The 20,261-nt window shown below is 73.5% G+C and carries 21 protein-coding genes and 1 pseudogene; 12 read left to right on the top strand and 10 right to left on the bottom strand.

Going from position 1 to position 20,261, the window contains the following annotated elements; translation table 11 throughout:
* Positions 1-56: 56 nt before the first annotated feature.
* Positions 57-1,505 (top strand): MFS transporter, encoded by a 1,449-nt coding sequence (locus ACZ7RU_RS00850; RefSeq protein ID WP_470338811.1) that lies wholly within the window; start codon positions 57-59, stop codon positions 1,503-1,505.
* Between the two features lie 167 nt (positions 1,506-1,672).
* Here the strand turns inward: ACZ7RU_RS00850 and ACZ7RU_RS00845 are convergent, their stop codons facing one another.
* Together ACZ7RU_RS00845 and ACZ7RU_RS00840 are read right to left on the bottom strand one after the other, a co-directional pair.
* Positions 1,673-2,269 carry an alpha/beta fold hydrolase gene (locus ACZ7RU_RS00845; RefSeq protein WP_470338810.1) on the bottom strand — a complete coding sequence of 199 codons (597 nt, stop codon included), beginning with the start codon at positions 2,267-2,269 and terminating at the stop codon, positions 1,673-1,675.
* Between the two features lie 323 nt (positions 2,270-2,592).
* Positions 2,593-2,772 (bottom strand): hypothetical protein, encoded by a 180-nt coding sequence (locus tag ACZ7RU_RS00840; RefSeq protein ID WP_470339317.1) that lies wholly within the window; start codon positions 2,770-2,772, stop codon positions 2,593-2,595.
* Here ACZ7RU_RS00840 and ACZ7RU_RS00835 point away from each other — a divergent pair.
* Positions 2,738-3,031 (top strand): annotated as a pseudogene (locus ACZ7RU_RS00835) (phosphatase PAP2 family protein); the annotation flags it as partial. The gene ACZ7RU_RS00840 and the pseudogene ACZ7RU_RS00835 sit on opposite strands and share 35 nt — an antisense overlap.
* Positions 3,032-3,202: 171 nt before the next feature.
* Here the strand turns inward: ACZ7RU_RS00835 and ACZ7RU_RS00830 are convergent.
* Together ACZ7RU_RS00830 and ACZ7RU_RS00825 are read right to left on the bottom strand one after the other, a co-directional pair.
* A complete protein-coding gene (locus tag ACZ7RU_RS00830; RefSeq protein ID WP_470338809.1) occupies positions 3,203-3,907 on the bottom strand; it encodes a response regulator in 705 nt (234 codons plus the stop codon).
* A 61-nt stretch (positions 3,908-3,968) separates the two neighbouring features.
* Positions 3,969-5,477 (bottom strand): sensor histidine kinase, encoded by a 1,509-nt coding sequence (locus ACZ7RU_RS00825; protein ID WP_470338808.1) that lies wholly within the window; start codon positions 5,475-5,477, stop codon positions 3,969-3,971.
* 211 nt (positions 5,478-5,688) lie between these two features.
* Here ACZ7RU_RS00825 and ACZ7RU_RS00820 point away from each other — a divergent pair, with 211 nt between their 5' ends.
* Complete coding sequence (locus ACZ7RU_RS00820) at positions 5,689-5,922, top strand: hypothetical protein (RefSeq protein ID WP_470338807.1); 234 nt, start codon at positions 5,689-5,691, stop codon at positions 5,920-5,922.
* Positions 5,923-5,968: 46 nt separating this feature from the next.
* Here ACZ7RU_RS00820 and ACZ7RU_RS00815 read toward each other — a convergent pair whose 3' ends face one another.
* From ACZ7RU_RS00815 to ACZ7RU_RS00805, 3 genes are all read right to left on the bottom strand, one after another.
* Entirely contained in the window at positions 5,969-7,072 is a 1,104-nt protein-coding gene (locus ACZ7RU_RS00815) for a serine hydrolase domain-containing protein (protein WP_470339296.1), read from the bottom strand.
* Between the two features lie 283 nt (positions 7,073-7,355).
* Entirely contained in the window at positions 7,356-7,784 is a 429-nt protein-coding gene (locus ACZ7RU_RS00810; RefSeq protein WP_470338806.1) for an ML domain-containing protein, read from the bottom strand.
* A 245-nt stretch (positions 7,785-8,029) separates the two neighbouring features.
* Complete coding sequence (locus tag ACZ7RU_RS00805; protein ID WP_470338805.1) at positions 8,030-8,377, bottom strand: winged helix-turn-helix transcriptional regulator; 348 nt, start codon at positions 8,375-8,377, stop codon at positions 8,030-8,032.
* Between the two features lie 96 nt (positions 8,378-8,473).
* Between ACZ7RU_RS00805 and ACZ7RU_RS00800 the strand changes: the two genes are divergently transcribed.
* The 5 genes from ACZ7RU_RS00800 to ACZ7RU_RS00780 all read left to right on the top strand — a co-directional run bounded on the left by ACZ7RU_RS00800 (position 8,474) and on the right by ACZ7RU_RS00780 (position 13,630).
* Positions 8,474-9,115 (top strand): NAD(P)-dependent oxidoreductase, encoded by a 642-nt coding sequence (locus tag ACZ7RU_RS00800; protein ID WP_470338804.1) that lies wholly within the window; start codon positions 8,474-8,476, stop codon positions 9,113-9,115.
* A gap of 93 nt (positions 9,116-9,208) precedes the next feature.
* The gene (locus ACZ7RU_RS00795) at positions 9,209-10,603 is read left to right on the top strand and encodes an SMI1/KNR4 family protein (protein WP_470338803.1); all 1,395 of its coding nucleotides are present in this window, start codon (positions 9,209-9,211) and stop codon (positions 10,601-10,603) included.
* A 44-nt stretch (positions 10,604-10,647) separates the two neighbouring features.
* Positions 10,648-11,229, top strand: a complete 582-nt coding sequence (locus tag ACZ7RU_RS00790; RefSeq protein ID WP_470338802.1) for an NADAR family protein — start codon at positions 10,648-10,650, stop codon at positions 11,227-11,229.
* Positions 11,226-12,377, top strand: a complete 1,152-nt coding sequence (locus ACZ7RU_RS00785; RefSeq protein WP_470338801.1) for a hypothetical protein — start codon at positions 11,226-11,228, stop codon at positions 12,375-12,377. The genes ACZ7RU_RS00790 and ACZ7RU_RS00785 overlap by 4 nt, the downstream gene beginning before the upstream one ends.
* Before the next feature lie 68 nt (positions 12,378-12,445).
* Positions 12,446-13,630, top strand: a complete 1,185-nt coding sequence (locus ACZ7RU_RS00780; RefSeq protein WP_470338800.1) for a hypothetical protein — start codon at positions 12,446-12,448, stop codon at positions 13,628-13,630.
* Between the two features lie 100 nt (positions 13,631-13,730).
* Here ACZ7RU_RS00780 and ACZ7RU_RS00775 read toward each other — a convergent pair whose 3' ends face one another.
* Positions 13,731-15,113, bottom strand: a complete 1,383-nt coding sequence (locus ACZ7RU_RS00775) for a glycine--tRNA ligase (RefSeq protein WP_470338799.1) — start codon at positions 15,111-15,113, stop codon at positions 13,731-13,733.
* A gap of 194 nt (positions 15,114-15,307) precedes the next feature.
* Between ACZ7RU_RS00775 and ACZ7RU_RS00770 the strand changes: the two genes are divergently transcribed.
* The 4 genes from ACZ7RU_RS00770 to ACZ7RU_RS00755 are packed head-to-tail and all read left to right on the top strand — an operon-like array spanning position 15,308 to position 18,514.
* The gene (locus tag ACZ7RU_RS00770; RefSeq protein WP_470339295.1) at positions 15,308-16,363 is read left to right on the top strand and encodes a metal ABC transporter substrate-binding protein; all 1,056 of its coding nucleotides are present in this window, start codon (positions 15,308-15,310) and stop codon (positions 16,361-16,363) included.
* A gap of 14 nt (positions 16,364-16,377) precedes the next feature.
* Positions 16,378-17,142 (top strand): metal ABC transporter ATP-binding protein, encoded by a 765-nt coding sequence (locus tag ACZ7RU_RS00765; RefSeq protein WP_470338798.1) that lies wholly within the window; start codon positions 16,378-16,380, stop codon positions 17,140-17,142.
* Positions 17,139-18,068: a metal ABC transporter permease gene (locus ACZ7RU_RS00760; protein WP_470338797.1), complete on the top strand. Its 930-nt coding sequence runs from the start codon at positions 17,139-17,141 to the stop codon at positions 18,066-18,068. The genes ACZ7RU_RS00765 and ACZ7RU_RS00760 overlap by 4 nt, the downstream gene beginning before the upstream one ends.
* A gap of 35 nt (positions 18,069-18,103) precedes the next feature.
* The gene (locus tag ACZ7RU_RS00755) at positions 18,104-18,514 is read left to right on the top strand and encodes a Fur family transcriptional regulator (protein ID WP_049651097.1); all 411 of its coding nucleotides are present in this window, start codon (positions 18,104-18,106) and stop codon (positions 18,512-18,514) included.
* 69 nt (positions 18,515-18,583) lie between these two features.
* Here the strand turns inward: ACZ7RU_RS00755 and ACZ7RU_RS00750 are convergent, their stop codons facing one another.
* Both ACZ7RU_RS00750 and recO read right to left on the bottom strand, forming a co-directional pair.
* Positions 18,584-19,417, bottom strand: a complete 834-nt coding sequence (locus ACZ7RU_RS00750) for an isoprenyl transferase (RefSeq protein WP_401107737.1) — start codon at positions 19,415-19,417, stop codon at positions 18,584-18,586.
* Positions 19,418-19,421: 4 nt separating this feature from the next.
* Positions 19,422-20,168: a DNA repair protein RecO gene (recO, locus tag ACZ7RU_RS00745; protein WP_470338796.1), complete on the bottom strand. Its 747-nt coding sequence runs from the start codon at positions 20,166-20,168 to the stop codon at positions 19,422-19,424.
* Positions 20,169-20,261 lie beyond the last annotated feature (93 nt).

Here is a 20,261-nt window from a genome sequence, read left to right as displayed (position 1 = left end):
ATACCTGGATAACCACACTCTGGTACCAGGGTACGGCGCGGCGGATCGTATGACCCGTGACCCAACAACTCGCCGTCGCCCCCGCATCGGGCCGCACCGCCACGACCCCGGCCACCGGACCCGCCGCCACCCTCGGCACCGCCGGGCTGGTCACCGTCCTGCTCGGGGCCTTCCTGCCGATGCTCGACTTCTTCATCGTCAACGTCGCCCTGCCCACCATCGACCACGACCTGGCCGCCGGGCCCGCCGTCCTCGAACTGGTCGCCGCCGGCTACGGCATCGCCTTCGCCGTCCTGCTCGTCCTCGGCGGTCGCCTCGGCGACAGCTACGGCCGCCGCCGGCTCTTCGTCGTCGGCGCCGTCGCCTTCGCCCTCACCTCGCTGGCCTGCGGCCTCGCCCCCGACGCGTGGTCCCTGGTCGCCGCCCGGGCCGCCCAGGGCGCCTCGGCCGCGCTGCTGATCCCGCAGGTGCTGGGCACCATCACCGCCGCCACCGAGGGTGCCCGGCGCGGCCGTGCGCTCAGCGTCTACGGCGCGGTCGGCGGGATCTCGGTGGTGATCGGGCAGGTGCTCGGCGGGATGCTGGTCGCCGCCGACCTGTTCGGCAGCGGCTGGCGCTCGGTGTTCCTGCTGAACGTGCCGTTCGCGCTGCTCGCCGTGGTGCTCGCGGTCCGCTACGTCCCGGAGAGCCGGGCCGCGACGGCCGCCCGGGTCGACGTGCCCGGCACCGTCCTGCTCACCGGCACGCTGCTCTCCCTGCTCATCCCGCTGATGGAGGGCCGGGCGGCCGGCTGGCCGCTCTGGTCCTGGGTGCTGCTGGCGCTGTTCCCCGTCCTCGCCGTCGCCTTCGGCGTCGTGGAGCGCCGCGCCGAGCGGCGCGGGGACACCCCGCTGGTGCCGCCGTCCCTGCTGCGCATCCCGGAGATGCGGCGCGGCCTCGGCATCGCGCTCCCCTACTTCGCGGGCTTCGGCGGCTTCATGTTCGTCATCGCGGTGGCCCTCCAGCAGGGCCTGCGGCTCGGCCCGGTCGCGGCCGGCTGGGCGCTCGTCCCGATGGCGGTCGGCTACTTCTCCGCCTCGCTCGCCGGCCCGCGGCTGATCGGCCGCTGGGGCAGCCGGGTGCTCAGCGCGGGCGCCCTCGTCCAGGCCACCGGCCTCGCCGTCCTCGCCGTGACCGTACTGGCCGACTGGACGCACTTCTCCCCGCTGCGGATGGCCCCGGGCGTCGCCCTCGCCGGCATCGGTCAGGGCTTGATCGGCACCCCGCTGTTCCGGGTCGTCCTCGCCAAGGTGCCCGCCGCCCGGGCCGGTGTCGGCAGCGGCGTCCTCGCCACCGGCCAGCAGTCCAGCCTCGCCCTCGGCGTCGCCACCCTCGGCACCCTCTACCTGTCCCTCTCCCCCGTCCTCGGCATGGACCGCGCCCTCGCCCTCTGCCTGGGCATCCAGCTCCTCGGCTCCTTCACCATCCTCTACCTGACCACCCGTCTCCCCCGCTCCATCGGCTGACCCCGGGCCTCGGGACCCTGGCTTCCGGGCCCTGGTCCCGGCCCCGGTGATGGCGATGTGCGATGGCGACGAACGGCTCGCGACCGGTACGACTCGTACGCGGAGCACCTGGAGCACGCGAGGTGAGCGGGCGCCCCGGCCGCGCCGGGGCGCCCGGCGGGTGCGGGCTACCTTCCCGTGCCCAGGGCGGCGACGAAGCGGTCCAGTCGGGAGGTGACCTGCCGGAGGACGTCGATCGAGCCCAGGGGGTCGTCGGGCAGTTCGAGACCGTGGTCGGCGGCGGGCAGTTCGAGGACCTGGTGGCCGGTCGCGTCGGCGGTCGGGCGGTCCCACAGCTTGTCGGCGGTTCCGCCGACGAGGAGGGTCGGCGCCCCGGTGCGGTGCAGGGCGCGGGCCACCTGGTCGGCGGTCAGGACGGGGGTGAGCCAGGCCGCCGGCAGGTTCCGGTCGGCGGCGACGGAGGCGGCGAAGGAGCCGAGGGACTTGCCGACGAGCAGCCGGCAGGCGCCGTGCTCGGCGTCGACGGTTCCGGCGACCTGCCGCTCGACCCATGCGATCCGGTCCTGCACCGCGAACTCCTCGAACCCGTCCGGGAGTTGCCACCACAGTTCCTGGACCGTCCAGCCGTGCCGGAGGAGGACGGACCGGGCGAAGTGCAGCAGCGGCCGGGCGGGCGTGTAGCCGACGCCGGGGACGATCAGCGCGACCCGGTCGGGGTCGCCGTCGAAGCGGGTGGGGAGGGTCGGCGCGTTGGGGGTGGACATGGCCGCAGGGTATCCGCGGAACTCCGGTGAGGTGTTGTCAACCCTGACCATCGTCATGGTCGCTGCCTGACTTTCGGGTCGGGTGGAAAGGACTCTTCGGCCTCTACCGTCCGGAGCATGACGTACACGGACAGGAAATCCAGGGATTCCGGTACCGCCGGCCGGAGCAGGACACCGGGGGCCGGCCGGGCCGCCGTCCGGGCCAGGCCCGTCCTGGCCGCGGCCCTGCTCTGCTCGGGGGCCGGGGTGGTGGCATGGCTGGCGCCGGAGCGGGGCGGCGGCGCCGGGCCGGTGCGGGTGTCGGCCGGGTGGTCGGCCGACGGCTACCGGCGGGTGGCGGAGGCCGTCGGCGACGCCCCGCACGCGGTGGCCTCGCTGTCGGAGCCTGCCACCGAGGTCGGGCTGCTGGTGCTGGGGCTCCTGCTGGCGCTCTGCTGGTGGACGGCCCGGGCGCGGCGGGCCGTCGGGGTGGTCGCCGGGGTGGCACTGGCCGGGCTCGGCACGGTGCTGGCCTACGGCGCCAGCGAGGTGCTGAAGGTGGTCCTCGACGAGGAGCGGCCCTGCCGGGCACTGGCCGGGCTGCCGGGCACGGCGGTCGCCGAGTGTCCGACGCCGGGCGACTGGTCGTTCCCCAGCAACCACGCCACCCTGGCGGTCGCGCTGGCGACGGGGCTGGTGCTGCTGCGCCCTCGCTGGGCGCTGCTGGTCATACCCGTCGGCGGCGCCACGGCGGCGCTGCGGGTGGCGGCCGGGGTGCACTACCCGCACGACGTGCTCGCCGGTGCCGCGCTCGGCGGCACGGTCACGGCGGCGGTGGTCCTCGCCCTGCGGCCGGTGGCCACCACCGCGGTGACGTCCCTGACCGGGGTGCCCGTCCTCGGGCGGCTGCTGTCGGCGCCACCGGCACCGCCGATACCGCCGGCCCCTGCGGTCTCAGTCCCGTGGGCCGCCCGCGCAGGTCGCGCCGAGGGTCAGCCCGGCCTCGTGCGCGAGGACGGCGGCGGCAGCCCGGTTGGCCACGCCCAGCCGCGCCAGGATGGAGCTCACATGGGCTTTCACGGTGCCTTCCACCACCCCCAGCCGACGGGCGATCTGACCGTTGGACAGCCCGGCGGCGATCAGCGTCAGGACGTCCCGTTCCCGGGTGGTCAGGGCAGCCACCTGTTCCCGGGCGCCGGCGCGCCGGTCGGCGGGGCTGCCGGCCCCGGTGGCGGCCAGGTGGGCGACCACCCTGGCGGCCACCTTGGGTGAGAGGTAGGCCGCTCCTCCCGCCACCGCGTGCACCCCGGCGAGCAGTTCCTCGGGCTCGCCGGACTTGATCAGGAAGCCGTTCGCGCCGCCGCTGAGCGCGCGCAGGATGTAGTCGTCCTCCCCGAAGGTGGTCAGCATGAGCACTCCGGTGGCAAGGCCGTTCCGGCGGATCTCGGCGGCGGCCGTGATGCCGTCCGTGCCGGGCATCCGGATGTCCAGCACGGCGACGTCCGGCCGGTGGCGCCGGACGAGTTCGACGGCCTCCCGGCCGTCCCCGGCCTCGGCGACGATCTCGATGCCCGGGTCGGTGGCGAGCACCGCGCGCAGTCCGGCGCGGATCATGGGCTCGTCGTCGGCGAGCAGCACCCGGATCGGTGCGGTGGTCATCGTCGGCTCCTGTCGGTCGGTCGGAACGGAGGTGATGGGGAGAGGGCGGTGCGGTGGGAGGTCAGGAGACGAGCACGTCGCGCGAGACCAGCCGGGAGCCCTGGAAGCAGAGCCGGTAGGCGTCGCCGGCCCGGTCCACGAACAGTTGGGCGGTGATGGCGTAGTACGCGCACGAGACCCCTTCCCCCGACGGCGGCGCGGGCGTCGACGGCCCGCTCGGCGGGTGGTACGGCAACCGGTGGCCCGGCAGCACCCGCTCGACCGAGGCCTGGTCCTGCCCCACCTGGAGGGAGGCGTAGACCTCCGGGTCGAGCACCGAGAGGCCGACGACGTAGAGCGTCCATACTCGCAGCGCCACGATCAACAGCACGGCCGTCGCCAGCGGAACGAGCACCACGGCGGCCAGCGTCCGGCCCACCCTGCGGCGGGCCTGTCGCAGCTCGCGCACCGGCGACGGCGGGGCGGCGGGCGGCGGCGGGACGGGCCCGGCGGCACGGCGGGGCAGGTCGGCCACGACCTCGAAACCGCCGTCCGGGCGGGGCCCGTGGGCGAAGGTGCCGCCCGCGAGCCGGACCCGCTCGGCCAGCCCGACCAGTCCGCGACCGCCGGTGGGCGTCGCGCTGCGCGGGGTTGACGCGGACCCCGACCACGCGGGTGCCGACGAAACGAGTGCCGGCGAGGACGCTACGGGGACGGTGGACGCGGCGACGGTGGCCCCGGGCACGGTGGGTACGGGCACGGGGCCGTTGGCCACCCGGAGACGGGCGCCCTCGCCCGAGTACGCCACCTCCACGGTGACGGCCGTTCCCGGCGCATGCTTGGCGGCGTTGGTCAGCGCCTCCTGCACCACCCGGTACGCGGCGTGCTCGGTGGCGCGCGGGAGCCCGTCCGGCTCGCCGGTGACCTCCGAGCGGACGTCCAGTCCGGCGGCGGCCGCTTCGGCGACCAGGTGCGGGATGTCCGAGTCGGCCGGGCCGTGGGCTGCGGAGGCGCCGCCGCCCTCGTCCCCGTCGCGCAGGATGCCGATCACCTCGCCGAGCCGGTCGACGGCGGCGGCCGCGCCGGCCCGGATCTCCTGGACGGCCTCCCGGTGGGGCGGGGCCAGGTCGGGGGCGAGCTTGAGGGCCCCGGCGCGCAGGGCGATCAGGCTGAGGTCGTGCCCGAGGGCGTCGTGCATGTCCTGGGCGATCCGGGCCCGTTCGCGCAGCCGGGCCTGCTCGGCGATCAGCTGCTGCTCGCGCTCCAGCCGCTCGGCCCGCTCCCACCCGGCGCGCACGAGCTCCTGCGACTGCCGCCAGAACCGGCCCAGCAGCCACGGACCCATCCCGGTGCTCACGGCGAGCGCGATGAACAGCAGGCCCAGAACGATCCAGGAGGGCACCGCTCCGATCACCAGCACCCCGACCGCGACCAGGACGGCGAACACCACCGCCGCCGGCCGTACCCGCTCCGTCCGCAACCCGGCCAGGAAGGAGAACCCGATCGCCGGCAGCGCCCACCAGAGGCTCGTGACACCGAGCCCGATACACACCGACGCCACCACGGGCAGCGCCGCCCCTCTCATCCGCATGCCCACGACCCTACGGGGGCCGCCTTCGCAGCGGATCTGTCGAAAGTCATGTCCGGAGTCATCAACGGAGCCACGCCCGGAGCCCGCCCGGAGCCATGTCCGGAACCGTTCCCGGCGCCACCTTCCCCAGGCGCGCGAACGCCGGACCGTCCGACATCGAGTCCCGCCCAGCGTGGGTTGGACGCGCCCGAACCGGGGGAAGGCTGGCGTCATGGGTCTCGTTCTGCTGTTCCTGCTCCTCCTCGTCGGCACCGTCGTCGGCGCCACGGCCTTCCTGGTGCTCCGGGAACGCGCCCGGCGGCACGCTTGCGACACCTCCGAGGGAATGCTGATCGAACAGCTGCGGACAGCCCACGCCGCGCGCATGCGGGTGACGTACTCGAGCATGTCCGTTCACCACGGCAACGGCGTGATCGGCGACGAGGGGAACCGCCACCGCTCCTGACCTGGCCTGACCGCCCGACCCTGCCCTGCCCTGCCAGGCAGCGCGCTCAGCGGCACAGGGCGGCGTCCACGACGGCTTCGAGGCGCCGGGTGACGGCGTAGTCGGTCGGGACGGTGGTGACCGCGATGTTCACCGCGCGCCCGTCGTCGGTGGCACCGCCCCGGGTCTCGTAGCCCGGGATGTCGCCGCCGTGGCCCCAGTAGACCCCGCCGCAGGAGAGCGGTCGGCTGAAGACGCCCAGGCCGGCGCCGACCCCGCTGTCCTCGATCGGGACGGTGGTGCGCATCTGGGCGAGCTGGGCGGCGGGCAACAGGCGGTCCGGGACCAGCAGTTCGGTGAAGAAGCGGTCGAGGTCGGCGTTGGTGGAGATCATCTGCCCGGCCGCCCAGCCCGCCGACGGGTCCATCTCCGTGAAGTCGCTCAGCGGCCCGTCGGCGGAGTCCCTGCGGTAGCCCCTGGGATGGGCTTCGCGGATGGTCCGGTCGCCCGCGGCCGGGAAGTAGGTGTGCCGCAGCCCGAGGCGCCGGACGATCCGCCGGTCGATCTCCTCGGCGAGCGGTCGGCCGGTCACCCGCTGGACGATCAGGCCGGCCAGCACGTAGTTGGTGCTGCTGTAGCCGAACCTCTCCCCGGGCGCGAAGACGGGCTTCTGCCGGAGGGCCAGGTCCAGCAGCTCCCGGGGTTCGAAGTACCGGTTCCGGAGGGAGGCTTCGTCCAGCAGTCCCTCGTAGTCGGCCAGGCCGCTGGTGTGCTGGAGGAGCTGCCGGACGGTGACGCCGCTCCCGTCGACGCCCTCGCCGCGGGCCACACCGGGGAGGTAGGTCCCGACGGAGGCGTCGAGGTCGACCTTCCCCTCGCCCACCAGCTGGAGCACGACGACGGCGGTGAAGGTCTTGGTGTTGCTGCCGATCCGCACCTGGCCGTCGGCGGGGACCTTGGCGCCGGTGGCCAGGTCCCCCACGCCCGCGGTGTAGCCGCGGGTCCGGCCCCGCCCGTCCCGGACGGTCGCGAGCGCGGCGGGCACCCCGTCCGTCCGCACCAGCGCGTTCAGCCCCTGCTGGACGACGTCCGGTGGGGCCGCGGCCGAGGCGGCGGGCGGTGCCTGCATCCCGACGACCGCGGCGGTCGAGAGCGAGAGGGCGAGTGCCATGTGGCGGATGCGCGAACGACGCACGAGTCAACTCCACGGGAATCGTGGGGAGTAGCGAGAACCCCCCGGTCACGACCGCCAGTCTGGTCGCGCGGCGCCCGCACGGCCTCCCCCGATCGAGGGAGCGCCTTCGAACCGCGGCGTCGGGGCCGGCCGGGCCCGCGCAGCGGCAGCGTCCGGCCGCCTGACCGGCGGTGGCGGCGGACGGCCCGGCTCTGCCCGAGGAGGCCCGGGCTCCCGTCGAGGCCTACTGCCGACCGCACTGATCACCGGGAACGAGATCTCAGCCGGAGGTGAGGAAGTCGACCTTCACGTCGAGCGCCGACAGGTCGTCCTCGGCCGCCGTGTAACCGCGAACGGCCACGCTGAACTTCGCTCGCGGGACCTCTCGCGGCAGGTCCAGGGTGAGGGTCAGCGTCGCGTCGCCCTTCGGGATCGCCCCCTTCCCGTCGTAGGTGTCACAGGACAGCTTGAGCTCGCCCTCGCCCCGCAGTTCGGCGAGGAGGTCGATCCGCTTGGTCAGCACCCTGATCAGCCCCAGCTTGACGGTGACGTCGGCATAGGCGCCGTCCTCGATTGGCTCCAGCACCGTCGCGCCGATGGTGAAGACGTTGGCCCGCCCTGCGGCGGGCGGGTCCGGGATGACCGTGATGCTGTTGATCTGCAGTGGGTCCGACGACAGGCCGGCGTTCGAATAGCTCCAACTGGACATCGGAACCTCCATGGGAGCATGGGGAGTTGAGCACAGAAGCGGCTGCCCAGTCTGGCGCCCCGATGCTCCACGCCGATGCGACGCACGATTCAAACCACTCGAACGGCTGATCCGCCCCCCACCGCGCTCAGCCGACTGCACCTGGAGGAACCTGAGCCCGGTGAAGGGACGGAGTGAACGGCAGCCGACCGACGGCGGCATGGCCCTCGCCGCGGCCTCCGCCAGTGCGGCCGGGCCGCACGCGATCAATCGCCCGTGCGCGGGAGTTCGTCGAGGTGCTCGCGGGCCCACGCGCAGGCCACGTCCATCGGGCCGAGCAGCGATCGCCCGAGTCCGGTGAGGGCGTACTCGACCCGCGGCGGGTTCTCGTCGTACGCGGTCCGGGTGAGCCAGCCGTCGCGTTCCATCGCGCGCAGCGTCTCGGTCAGCACCTTCGGGGCGACGCCCCTGAGCGGCGCCTTCAGCTCGGTGAACCGGCGGGGGCCGTCCTCCAGGCAGCGGAGGACCATGCCGGCCCACTTGTCGCCGACCCGGATGGGCATCCGGTGGCTGCAGTGCGGGTCGAACAGGTCGGCGTCCAGGCGGGCGGTCATGGCTCCACGATAGAGCCGGTTCCGTTGAAGTAACCGGGCACCTCCCGCCTACCGTCCTCGTGCAGCAGGCCCGAACGGGCCGTCTAGGGAGGAACCATGAGCAGGATCGTGATCTTCGGCGCGGGCGGACGCGTGGGCCGGGCGGCCGTGGCCGAAGCGGTGCGGCGGGGGCACACCGTGACGGCGGTGGTGCGGAACCCCGGGAAGCGCCAGGAGCTCGGCACGTCGGACGCGGTGACGGTGGTGCCCGGCGATGTGACGGACGCCGAGTCGGTGGCGGCGGTCGCGGCCGGGCACGACGCGGCCGTGAACGCCTCGGCGCGGCTGGACCTGCCCGCCGAGGAGCACTTCACCGCGGCCGCCCGGGCACTGGTCGAGGGGCTCGGACGGGCGGGGGTGGCACGGCTCCTGGTGCTGGGCATCGCGACCACGCTGGAGGTCTCGCCGGGCGTGCGGGTGATGGACGACCCGCAGTTCCCGGCGGAGTACCGGCTGTTCTCCCAGGGCCACGTCGCGGAGTTCGAGTTGCTGCGGTCCGCCGCGACGGACCTGGACTGGCTGATGGTGGTCCCCCCGATGGACCTGAGCGCGGAGGCCGAGGCCACCGGGAGCTACCGCGGCGCGATCGGCGCGGTGGTGGGGCAGGGCCGGATCTCGCACGCGGACCTGGCGGTGGCGCTGCTGGACGAGATCGAGACGCCGCGGCACCGCGGGGTGCAGTGGGCGGTGTCGCACTGAGACCCGTGGCGGAGGTCGGCACGCCTGTCGGTGACGGCCGGTAGGGTCCTCCGGACTGTCGCCCACGACCGCCGCACCGCCTCGGAGGACACCGTGCCCGCGCTCCACGACTTCGCCACCTGGGAGCCGCTGCTGACGCTCCTCCGGGCCGAGCACGCCGAGCGCCTCGCGGCCGGCACCGGCCACGTGGCGGGAACCGTCGGTTCGACGGGGTGGAGCCTGCCCCTGGACCACCGGTCGATGGAGCCCCACGGCCGGCAGCCGGTCGCCCGGGCCGTGGCGCCGGTGCAGCGCGCGCTCGCGGCGGCGGGCCTCCGCGAGGCGATGTTCGCGGCGGACGTCTCGCCGGACGGGCGGACGGTCCTGCACGTGTTCGGCACCAGCCCCGCCGTGGAGTCCGGGTCCGAGCTCCCGAGCCCGGGCACGCTCCTCCTGGTCGAGGGCGCCGTCGCCGAACCGTGGCGCCGCCTGCCGGCACCGGCCCCCGGGGCGGCACCGGCGCCGTCCGCGGACCCGGCCCTGCTGGAGCGGACGCTCCGCGAGCGGCTGCCCGACGCCGTCGGCGCGACCGAGGAGGAGATCGCCGCCGCCGAGGAGCGGCTCGGCGTCGCGCTGCCCGCGGAGCTCAAGGCGCTCTACCGGGTGACCAGGGTGGGCCCGGCGGGGCCGGGCGGATCGGGGGACTGGGAGGCCGACTTCGCGGAGATCCAGGCCGCCGGGTCCGCCGTCGGCTGCGAACTCACCCCTCTGGACGGGCTGTTCGTCGCCGACGCGACCACCCGGCCGTGCCCGTGGCGGTACGCGGCGACCGAGGCCGTCGTCACCCGGCCCGACGCCGCCGTCCAGGGCCTGGTCGGCTCGCCCGGCTGGATCGCCTTCGGCGGCAACGGCGGTGACACCTTCGCCGTCGACCTGACGCCCGGCCCGCGCGGCCACCTCGGACAGGTCATCCTGATCGACCACGAGCAGAGCATCGGCGCCGACCTGTACGGCGGGTCCCTGACGGAGCTGGTCCTGAGCCGCTTCTCGAACGAGGTCCCGGCCCACCACGACGAGCAGCGACTGCCGGTCACGGCCTGGGTCGGCGACCACCACGAGCTGGACGACCTCGCGTCCGCCGCACACCCCGACCTGGAGGTCGTCAGGATCTTCCGCCGGAGCGGCGCGCCCCTGGGCCTCGCCCCCGTCGCCGGGCTGCCGCGGGTCCGCACCCTCACCGCCCACCCCGGCACCCTCGCCGACCCGTTGGAGGTGACCGGCCTGCCCGGGCTGGAGTACCTGGGCCTCGGGCCCGACGAGTGGCGCGTCCTCCTCGACGCCGGGGCGGTCCCGAGCGGACTGTCCGCCGCCCGCGTCGAGGTGCGGGGCGACGAGCACCCGCTGGCGGTCGTGACCGTGGCCAACGACCTCCTCGCCCGCTGGGACCGGCCGCCGGTCCCCCACACCGCCGTCGAGGGAGACCTCGGCCCCGCATCCCGTACCCCGTGATGAAACGGTTCGCGACCCTGGACCCTTTGTGTCAGACTGACGATATGAGCGAGATGCACGTGGGGGACCTGGCCGCCGTCCGCAGCCGCGAGGAGTTGGCCGCGGCGATGGCCGACGGGGCGCGCCCGAAGTGGGTGATGTTCTGGGGGCACACCGAGCGCAAGGGCGGCGGGACGCGGCAGGAGTGCCTGAGCCAGTGGTGGCCCGGCGAGTTCACCGTCGACGGGGTGGCGTACGCCTCCGCCGAGCACTGGATGATGGCCGGCAAGGCCCGGATGTTCGGTGACGAGGAGATCGTGCGGCAGGTGCTGGCGGCCCGGACGCCCGCCGAGGCGAAGAAGCTGGGCCGACTGGTCAAGGGCTTCGACGACGAGACGTGGACGGCCGGCCGGTTCGAGCTGGTGGTGGCGGGCAACGTCGCGAAGTTCGGGCAGGACGAGGCGCTGCGCGACTACCTGCTGGGCACGGGTGACCGGGTGCTGGTCGAGGCCAGCCCGCTGGACCGGATCTGGGGCATCGGGCTCGCCGCCGACGACATCCGGGCCCAACAGCCCACCGAGTGGCGCGGGTTGAACCTGCTCGGCTTCGCGCTGATGGAGGCACGGGCGCGACTGGGCGACGCGTGAGCGTCGTCGCTCCACTTCTGGACGGAACGGTGGTGGCCTCGGCCGCCGCCGCCCTGTTCCTGGCACCGGGGGTGCTGCGGCGCAAGGCCCCGCCCCGGCGGCCCGGCCGCGCGATCGGGCCGGAACCGGTGCTGGCGGTCGTCGTCGCGCTGATCTACCTCAACCAGGTGCTCGTCGCGGTCTACGTGAACCGGGTGCACCACGGGGACGTCTCCTTCATCGCCCGGCACCTGCCGCCCGGCTGGTTCGACGTGCCGCGCCTGGACGCCCTCGCCGCCCGCTTCCCGGCCCCGGAGCTGCTCGCCCCGTCGGTGCTCCGGGTCCCGGCGCTCCTCGAACTGCCGCTGGTGCTGCTGGCGTTCGTCGCCGTCGTCCGGCGGCTGGACCGCGCGCTGTACGTCCGGTTGGCCCGCTCCCCGCTGGTCCCGCTCGCCGCCGCCTCGTACACGGTGGCGTTCTGCGCCGTGGAGTGGGACCTGCGGAACCCGTACACCGTGGACGACCTCGTCCTGCGCGTGCTCGCGGCCTGCCTCACCCCTCCCCTGATCGCCCGGCTGGCCCGGCACGAGCCCGACTCCGGGGAAGAAGGGGAAGAAGGAGAGGGAGGGGCCGGCCCCACCCGCAGCCTGTTCCGCTTCGCGCTCGACCTGTGGGCGTACGGCCAGCTGATGCTGGTGCTGTACGACACCGCACTGCTCTACAACCTCGCCCGGCTCGGCGACCATCTCCCGTCCGCCGTGGTCGCGTCGGCGGTGCTGGTCGCCACCCGCGCCGTCCCGGCCCGGCCCACGGGCCCGATCCGGCCGCCCGGCCCGCACACCGCCGCCCTCACCGGGACGATCGGCCGGGCGCTCGCGCTGTTCCTCGTCCCAGCCCTGTCGATCCGCTACGCGGAGTCCTTCGGCACGCCCGAACTCGCCGCACTGGCCGGGCTGCTGGTCATCGGGGCGGCCGCCCGCCGGGACGCGGGCCGTCTGTTGCCGCCCGCCCTCGCGGGCGCGGTGGTCGGATACGCCGTCGCGACGCTCGCTCCCGGCCCGTACTACGAGGCGACCCTGCTGCGGAGCGCGACCGGCGCACTTCTCGCAACGACCGCCGTCTGTGCGCTCCTTGACACCACTCGGACACGACTGGTCGTGCGCTCTTAACTCCTCAGCCACATACTGACGTCAGGATGTCACGCAGTCAGGGTCTGGATGGACGGGGTGGGGCGATCATGCGCATGCGGCCGACGGCACAATCCGCGGGCCGGCAGCCGGGGGGCGAGCAACAGGCCGACGAACTCAGAGCGGAACTGGACGAGTTACTCCGCGCGAGCCGTTACGCGAGTCAACGTGAACGACGCCTGAACGAGGCGATCCGGGCCACCCCCGGCCGTCAGCGGCCGGACGGGGACCTGCTGCGGCAGCTCGCCCAGGCCCGCACCCTCCGCGAGGGCCTGGGTGCCCGCTGCCTCCAAGTCAGCGACCAGCTGGAGGCGTTGGAGAGCCGGATCAGACACCAGCAGCAGCCACCGCCACCCCGGCAAGAGCAAGAGTACGAGCACGAACACCGGCAAGGGCAACAGCACCAGCACCAGCACCAGCACCAGCAGCCTCCGCGGCAGCAGTACCAGCAGCAGCCCCGGCCACAGCAGGCCCCGCCACCGCCCGCCCGCCCCGACCTCGGTGCCCTCACCGAGCGGATCAACGCCCTCCACCGGTCCGGCTCCCCCGCCGAGGCCACCGAGGTGATCGACGCGGCCGCCGCCCGCCTCACCACCGCCGACGCCGCGCTGCTGGTGGGCATGCTGGCCCGGTACGGCCCGGCCGGCGCCTCGCTCCACCTCGCCCGCGGCGTCGCCCGGTCCGCGCCCGACCACTGCGTCGCCGTGCTCGCCGAGCTGCGCGAACTGGGCCTGGCCGAGGAGGCGGCCGAGGTGTTCCACGCCTTCTGGGGCTACCCGGCCGCCTCCGTCCCCGGGCTGCTCTCCGCGCTGGACCGGGCCGGGCTGGCCGCCGACAGCGCGACCCTGCTCTGGGAGTGGGGATCGGCGCCGGTGCCCGAGCTGACCTCGCTGGCCGCCTGCCTCCAGCAGCACGGCCGGGCCGAGGACGTCCGGACCCTGCTGCGCCAGGCCGCCGGCCGCTCCACCGCCGACCTCGCCGACCTCACGGCCGGTCTGCCGCCCGTGCTCGCCACCCTCCTACTGAGCGAACTGGCCGTGCTGCGCCCGCCCGCCGAGGTGGTCCGACTGGCCTCCGCACTGAACGGCGCCGGCCACGCCGAGCTGTACGGGCAGCTGCTGGCCGCGATGCTCACCGACGAGACCCGCCACCGCACCACCCTCGCCGCCCTGCGCACCGCCGGCCTCCCGACCCGCCCGCCGGCGGCCCCGCGCTCGCGCTGGGGATGGCGGTAGCGGCAGCCGGTAGCGGGGACCGCCCAAAGCAGTGCCCGAAACAGCGAGGAGCCCCCGCCCGCCCCCACCGGGGCGGACGAGGGCTCCTCGCGGGAACCTGCTAGCAGCCGATCAGCCGCGCGCCCAGGTACGCCTTGACCTGGTCCAGCGACACGCGCTCCTGCGACATGGTGTCGCGGTCGCGGACGGTCACCGCGTTGTCCTCGAGGGTGTCGAAGTCGACCGTGACGCAGAACGGCGTGCCGATCTCGTCCTGGCGGCGGTAGCGCTTGCCGATGGCGCCGGCGTCGTCGAACTCGACGTTCCACGCGGTGCGCAGGTCGGCGGCCAGGCCGCGGGCCTTCGGGGACAGCTCGGCGTTGCGCGACAGCGGCAGGACGGCGACCTTGACCGGGGCCAGGCGCGGGTCGAGCCGCATGCCGACGCGCTTCTCCATGACGCCCTTGGCGTTCGGCGCCTCGTCCTCGAAGTAGGCGTCGATCAGGAAGGCCAGCATGGCGCGGTTGAGGCCCGCCGCCGGCTCGATGACGTACGGGAAGTACCGCTCGCCGGACTCCTGGTCGAAGTACCGGAGGTCCTTGCCGGAGGCCTCGCTGTGCACCCGCAGGTCGTAGTCCGTGCGGTTGGCGACGCCCTCCAGCTCGGAGAACTCGCTGCCGCCGAAGTTGAAGCGGTACTCGATGTCCACGGTGCGCTTGGCGTAGTGGGAGAGCTTCTCCTTCGGGTGCTCGAAGAAGCGCATGTTCTCGGTGCGCAGGCCGAGGCCGACGTACCAGTCCCAGCGCTGCTGGAGCCAGTACTCGTGCCACTGCTCGTCGTCGCCCGGCTTGACGAAGAACTCCATCTCCATCTGCTCGAACTCGCGGGTGCGGAAGATGAAGTTGCCGGGGGTGATCTCGTTGCGGAAGCTCTTGCCGGTCTGGGCGATGCCGAACGGCGGCTTCTTGCGCGAAGTGGTCTGGACGGCGCTGAAGTTGGTGAAGATGCCCTGGGCGGTCTCCGGGCGCAGGAACGCCAGGCCGCTCGCCTCCTCGGTGACACCGAGGTGGGTCTTCAGCATGCCCGAGAAGTCCTTGGGCTCGGTGAACTGGCCCTTGGTGCCGCAGTCGGGGCAGTTGACGTCCTTGAGGCCGTTCGGCGGCGGGAAGCCGTGCTTGGCCTCGTACTTCTCCTCCAGGTGGTCGGCCCGGTGGCGCTTGTGGCAGGAGAGGCACTCGGTCAGCGGGTCGTTGAAGGTGGCGACGTGGCCGGAGGCCTCCCAGACCTCGCGGGCGAGGATCACCGACGAGTCGAGTCCGACGACGTCCTCACGCGCCTGGACCATCGCGCGCCACCACTGGCGCTTGATGTTCTCCTTGAGCTCGACACCCAGCGGCCCGTAGTCCCAGGCGGCACGCGTGCCGCCGTAGATCTCGCTGCAGGGGTAGACGAAGCCACGGCGCTTGCTCAGGCTGACGATCGTGTCGATCTTGTCGGCGGCCACAGTGCTCTCTTCAGTACGTACGGCACGGTCAGGGCACGGCTGGTTGCGCGTACCCGAATACCTCAGGTTACCGGCCATACGGGTACGTGATTCAAATCGGTACGGTCCGGCCGCCCCCACCCTCCGTCACCTGCCGTTCACCCTTTCGAGTGATTTGACAATCATTTCCATTTGAGATGAGAATGATTGTCATGATGATCGGACAGCCTCGACTCGGACTCTCCCACCGCACCCGCCGCTCCATAGCCTTCGGCACCACCGCGCTCGCCGCCGCCCTCGCCCTCACCGCCTGCGGGGGCAGCAGCAGCGCCGACAGCGGCAGCGGCCGGCTGAAGGTCGTCGCGTCCTTCTACCCGATGGAGTTCCTGGCCCAGCAGATCGGCAGGGAGCACGTCGCGGTCACCGACCTCACCGCGGCCGGGGTCGAGCCGCACGACCTGGAGCTCACCGCCAAGCAGGTGGGGACGGTCCAGAAGGCCGACGCGATCATCTACCTCAAGGGCCTCCAGCCCACCGTCGACCAGGCCGTCGCGCAGTCGTCCAGCAAGCACAAGGTCGACGCCACCACCGCCAGCCCGCTGGTCGACCACCACCTCGACGAGGGCGCCGAGGGCGAGGGCCACGGCGACGAGGGCCACAAGCACGAGGACCCGGCCGGCGACCCGCACATCTGGCTCGATCCGACCCGCTACGCGGCGATCGCCAAGAGCGTCGGCGACGAGTTCGCCAAGGCCGACCCGGCCCACGCCGAGGACTACCGGAAGAACACCGACGAGCTGGTCACCAGGCTCACCGCGCTCGACCAGGAGTTCCGGGCCGGGCTGAAGGACGCCGGGACCAGGACCTTCGTCACCAGCCACGCCGCCTTCGGCTACCTCGCCGACCACTACGGCCTGACCCAGGTCGCCATCAACGGCGTCGACCCGGAGTCCGAGCCCACCCCGGCCCGCCTCGCCGCGGTGCAGAAGGCCGCCAAGGACAACGGCGTCACCACGGTCTTCTTCGAGACCCTGGTCAGCCCCAAGCTCGCCGAGACCGTCGCCAAGGACCTCGGCCTCAAGACCGCCGTCCTGGACCCGCTGGAGGGCGTCAAGGACCCCTCCAAGGACGACTACCTGACCGTCATGAAGCAGAACCTGGACAACCTCCGGGCCGCCCTCGGCGCCCCGGCCGCAACCGCCCCGACGGGCACCGCCCCGGCCGGAACCACAGCCACCACCCCTGCCACCACCCCTGCCGCCACCAGCTGACGGGACCGAGCACCATGACCGACCCGACCCCCCCGGCCGTCCGCCTCCGTGACGCCGTCGCCTCGCGCGGCGGCCGACCGGTGCTGCGCGGCGTCGACCTCACCGTCCGGCCCGGCGAGGTCGTCGCCCTGCTGGGCGCCAACGGCTCCGGCAAGTCGACCACCGTCAAGGCCGTGATCGGCTCCGTCCCGCTGGAGCAGGGGACCCTGGAGCTGTTCGGCACCCCGTACGGCTCCTTCCGCGCCTGGCACCGGATCGGTTACGTCCCGCAGCGCACCACCGCCGCCTCCGGCGTCCCCGCCACCGTGCGCGAGGTGGTCTCCACCGGACGGCTGCCGCAGCACCGGCTGCTGCCCTTCCGCCGCCGGGACCGCGAGGCGGTGGACCGCGCCCTGGCCGCCGTCGGCATGCTGGAGCGGGCCTCGGACGGCGTCGCCGACCTGTCCGGCGGCCAGCAGCAGCGGGTGCTGATCGCCCGCGCCCTGGTCGGCTCCCCGGACCTGCTGATCATGGACGAGCCGATGGCCGGCGTGGACGCCGCCAGCCAGCAGGTGCTCGCCGACACCCTGCGCGCCGAGGTCGGCCGCGGCGCCTCCGTCCTCCTCGTGCTGCACGAACTCGGGCCGCTGGAACCGCTGATCGACCGCGCCGTGGTGCTGCGGGACGGCTGCGTCGCCCACGACGGCCCGCCCGTGCCCAACACCGGCCTGCACGCGCTGCCCGGCCACGACCACGTCCACCCGCACGCCGACCTGACCCCGCCGAGGCTGCTCGCATGACCGAGATGTTCTCCTACGACTTCATGCAGCGAGCCCTGCTCGCCGCCGTCCTGGTCGGGATCACCGCCCCGGCCGTCGGCATCTACCTGGTGCAGCGCCGCCAGGCGCTGATGGGCGACGGCATGGGCCACGTCGCGATGACCGGCGTCGGCCTCGGCTTCATCTTCCAGACCAGCCCGGTCTGGATGGCCGTGCTGGTCTGCGTGCTCGGCGCCGTCACCATGGAGCTGGTCCGCTCGCGCGGCAACCAGCGCGGCGACATCGCCCTCGCGATGCTCTTCTACGGCGGCATGGCCTGCGGCAAGCTGCTGGTCTCGCTCTCCGCCCAGGCCGGGGCCGGCTCGCTGGAGAGCTACCTGTGGGGCTCGATCCTCACCGTCGCCCCCGCCGACCTGGCCGCCATCGCGGTGCTCGGCGCGGTGGTCATCGCGGTCACCGTCGGCCTGCGCCGCCAGCTCTTCGCGATCTGCCAGGACGAGGACTTCGCCCGGGTCACCGGTGTGCCGGTGCGCACCCTCAACCTGCTGCTCGCGGTGATGGCCGCGGTCACCGTCACGGTCGCCATGCGGGTGGTCGGACTGCTGCTGGTCAGCGCGCTGATGGTGGTCCCGGTGGTCGCCGCCCAGCAGCTCACCCGGTCCTTCGCCGCCACCCAGGCCGCCTCGATCGCGCTCGGCGTGGTCGTCTCGCTGGCCGGCGTCACCGGCTCCTACCACCTCGACGTGCCCTCCGGCCCGGCCATCGTGCTGCTCGCCATCGCGGTCTTCGCGGTGTTCAGCCTGCTCGCCGCGCCGCTCGCCCGCCGGCGCCACCGCGGCACGGGCGAGCACGGGCCGAAGGTGTGCGACGTCGAACTGCCGGGACAGGCCGCCTCCGGGCCGTCGGGCCCGACCACCCCTGAGCGACGTGCGGGGCTGGCACAATGATGTGCGAGACGCCCACGACCCCAGGAGGACCCACGGTGACCACCGCAGGCCCGTCGCCGCGCGCCCGCTCGACCCGGCAGCGAGCCGCCGTCTCGGCGGCCCTGGACGAGATCGCGGACTTCCGCAGCGCGCAGGAGCTCCACGACCTGCTCAAGCACCGCGGGGACTCCGTCGGTCTGACCACGGTCTACCGCACGCTCCAGTCGCTCGCGGACGCCGGCGAGGTGGACGTGCTGCGCACGGCCGACGGCGAGGCGGTCTACCGCCGGTGCAGCAGCGGGCACCACCACCACCTGGTCTGCCGGCACTGCGGCGCGACCGTCGAGGTGGAGGGCCCCGCGGTGGAGCGCTGGGCCAACTCGGTCGCCGCCGAGCACGGTTTCAGCGACATCGCGCACACCCTGGAGATCTTCGGGACCTGCGCGGAGTGCGCCAAGAAGGTCTGAGCCCCACGGGCGACGGAAAGGACCCACCGGGCTGTTCCCGGTGGGTCCTTTCCGTCGCCGGTACGGCCCTCAGCGCGGGGACGGCACCGGCGCGCCGACCTCGTTCGGGATCGCCCCGCCGAAGCGCCGGTCGCGCATCGCGTACTGCTCGCAGGCGCGCCACAGGTCGCGGCGGTCGAAGTCCGGCCAGAGCACGTCCTGGAACACGAACTCGGCGTAAGCCGACTGCCAGAGCAGGAAGTTGGAGGTGCGCTGCTCGCCGCTGGGGCGCAGGAACAGGTCCACGTCCGGCATGTCCGGGTGGTACATGTACCTGGCCAGGGTCTTCTCGTTGACCTTCTTCGGGTCGAGCTTCCCGGCCGCGACGTCCCGGGCGATCGCCTGCGCCGCGTCGGCGAGTTCGGCCCGGCCGCCGTAGTTGACGCACATGTAGAGGGTGACGGCGTCGTTGCCCTTGGTCTGCTCCTCGGCGACCTGGAGCTCCTGGACGACGCTCTTCCACAGCTTGGGCATCCGGCCCGCCCAGCGGATCCGCACGCCCATCGCGTCCATCTCGTCGCGGCGGCGGGCGATGACGTCCCGGTTGAAGTTCATCAGGAACTTCACCTCGTCGGGCGAGCGCTTCCAGTTCTCGGTGGAGAACGCGTACAGCGAGATGTTCTTGACCCCGAGCTCGATGGCGCCCTTGAGGACGTCCAGCACCACGGACTCGCCGACCTTGTGGCCCTCGGTGCGGGGCAGCCCGCGCTCCTTGGCCCAGCGGCCGTTGCCGTCCATCACGATGGCGACGTGGCCGGGGACCAGCTCGCCGGGGAGCTTCGGGGGCCGTGCGCCGCTGGGGTGCGGGGTGGGGGGGACGTACGTCCTCTGCTTGCCGCCGCCGAAGAGCCGTCGCGCTGCCATGTGCTCACTTCTCCACGTATCTCATCGAGCGGATGCCCCGCTCCAGGTGCCACTGCAGATAGGCCGCGACCAGGCCGCTGCCCTCCCGCCAGTACCGCGGCTCGCAGGCGTCGGCCGTCTGCCAGTCCCCTGACAACAGCGCCCCGAGCAGTACCAGTGTCTCAGGGGAGGGTACGGCACATCCGGGCACGCGGCAGTCCCCGCACAGCACCCCGCCCGCGGGGAGGGAGAAGAAACGGTTCGGCCCCTCCAGGCCGCACTTGGCGCAGTCGGTGAAGCTCGCGCCGTACCCGTTCACCGCGAGCGAGCGCAGCAGGAAGGCGTCCAGCACCAGGTGCGACTCGTGCAGCCCGGCCGCCAGCACGCGCAGCCCCCCGACCAGCAGCAGGTACTGCTGGACGGCCGGTTCGCCCTCGTTCTCGGCGAACCGCTCGGCGGTCTCCAGCATCGCGGTGCCGGCCGTGTAGCGGCCGTAGTCGGTGACGATCGAACCGCCGTACGGCGCGATGGTCTCCACCTGGGTGCAGAGCGGCAGTCCGCGGCCGACCAGCTCACTCCCCCGGCTGAAGAACTGCACGTCCACGTACGAGAACGGCTCCAGGCGGGCACCGAACTTGGACTTGGTCTTCCGCACCCCCCGCGCGACCGCCCGCACCTTGCCGTGCTGGCGGGTCAGCAGGGTGATGATCCGATCGGCCTCGCCGAGCTTCTGCGCCCGCAGCACGACGCCGTCGTCCCGGAAAAGACTCATGGGGACCATTGTCCCCCACCCGCGCCCGGCGCCGGACAGCCGTGTTGCCCGCACCGGCGGCCGTGGGGGAGGCCCACAACGGTGCGGGTCACG

This window comes from Kitasatospora sp. NPDC114501, assembly GCF_055633695.1.
Note: the sequence above shows the minus strand (reverse complement) of the source record. Positions and strands in the feature narration are given on the sequence as shown.

Coding starts and splice junctions, on each gene's coding strand:
- ACZ7RU_RS00845 (WP_470338810.1), bottom strand. CDS start 2,269: ATGTCCACCCCCAACGCGCCGACCCTCCCCACCCGCTTCGACGGCGAC.
- ACZ7RU_RS00765 (WP_470338798.1), top strand. CDS start 16,378: ATGACCGACCCGACCCCCCCGGCCGTCCGCCTCCGTGACGCCGTCGCC.
- ACZ7RU_RS00825 (WP_470338808.1), bottom strand. CDS start 5,477: ATGCGGATGAGAGGGGCGGCGCTGCCCGTGGTGGCGTCGGTGTGTATC.
- ACZ7RU_RS00820 (WP_470338807.1), top strand. CDS start 5,689: ATGGGTCTCGTTCTGCTGTTCCTGCTCCTCCTCGTCGGCACCGTCGTC.
- ACZ7RU_RS00805 (WP_470338805.1), bottom strand. CDS start 8,377: ATGACCGCCCGCCTGGACGCCGACCTGTTCGACCCGCACTGCAGCCAC.
- ACZ7RU_RS00780 (WP_470338800.1), top strand. CDS start 12,446: ATGCGCATGCGGCCGACGGCACAATCCGCGGGCCGGCAGCCGGGGGGC.
- ACZ7RU_RS00750 (WP_401107737.1), bottom strand. CDS start 19,417: ATGGCAGCGCGACGGCTCTTCGGCGGCGGCAAGCAGAGGACGTACGTC.
- recO (WP_470338796.1), bottom strand. CDS start 20,168: ATGAGTCTTTTCCGGGACGACGGCGTCGTGCTGCGGGCGCAGAAGCTC.
- ACZ7RU_RS00800 (WP_470338804.1), top strand. CDS start 8,474: ATGAGCAGGATCGTGATCTTCGGCGCGGGCGGACGCGTGGGCCGGGCG.
- ACZ7RU_RS00790 (WP_470338802.1), top strand. CDS start 10,648: ATGAGCGAGATGCACGTGGGGGACCTGGCCGCCGTCCGCAGCCGCGAG.
- ACZ7RU_RS00810 (WP_470338806.1), bottom strand. CDS start 7,784: ATGTCCAGTTGGAGCTATTCGAACGCCGGCCTGTCGTCGGACCCACTG.
- ACZ7RU_RS00760 (WP_470338797.1), top strand. CDS start 17,139: ATGACCGAGATGTTCTCCTACGACTTCATGCAGCGAGCCCTGCTCGCC.
- ACZ7RU_RS00815 (WP_470339296.1), bottom strand. CDS start 7,072: ATGGCACTCGCCCTCTCGCTCTCGACCGCCGCGGTCGTCGGGATGCAG.
- ACZ7RU_RS00770 (WP_470339295.1), top strand. CDS start 15,308: ATGATCGGACAGCCTCGACTCGGACTCTCCCACCGCACCCGCCGCTCC.
- ACZ7RU_RS00830 (WP_470338809.1), bottom strand. CDS start 3,907: ATGACCACCGCACCGATCCGGGTGCTGCTCGCCGACGACGAGCCCATG.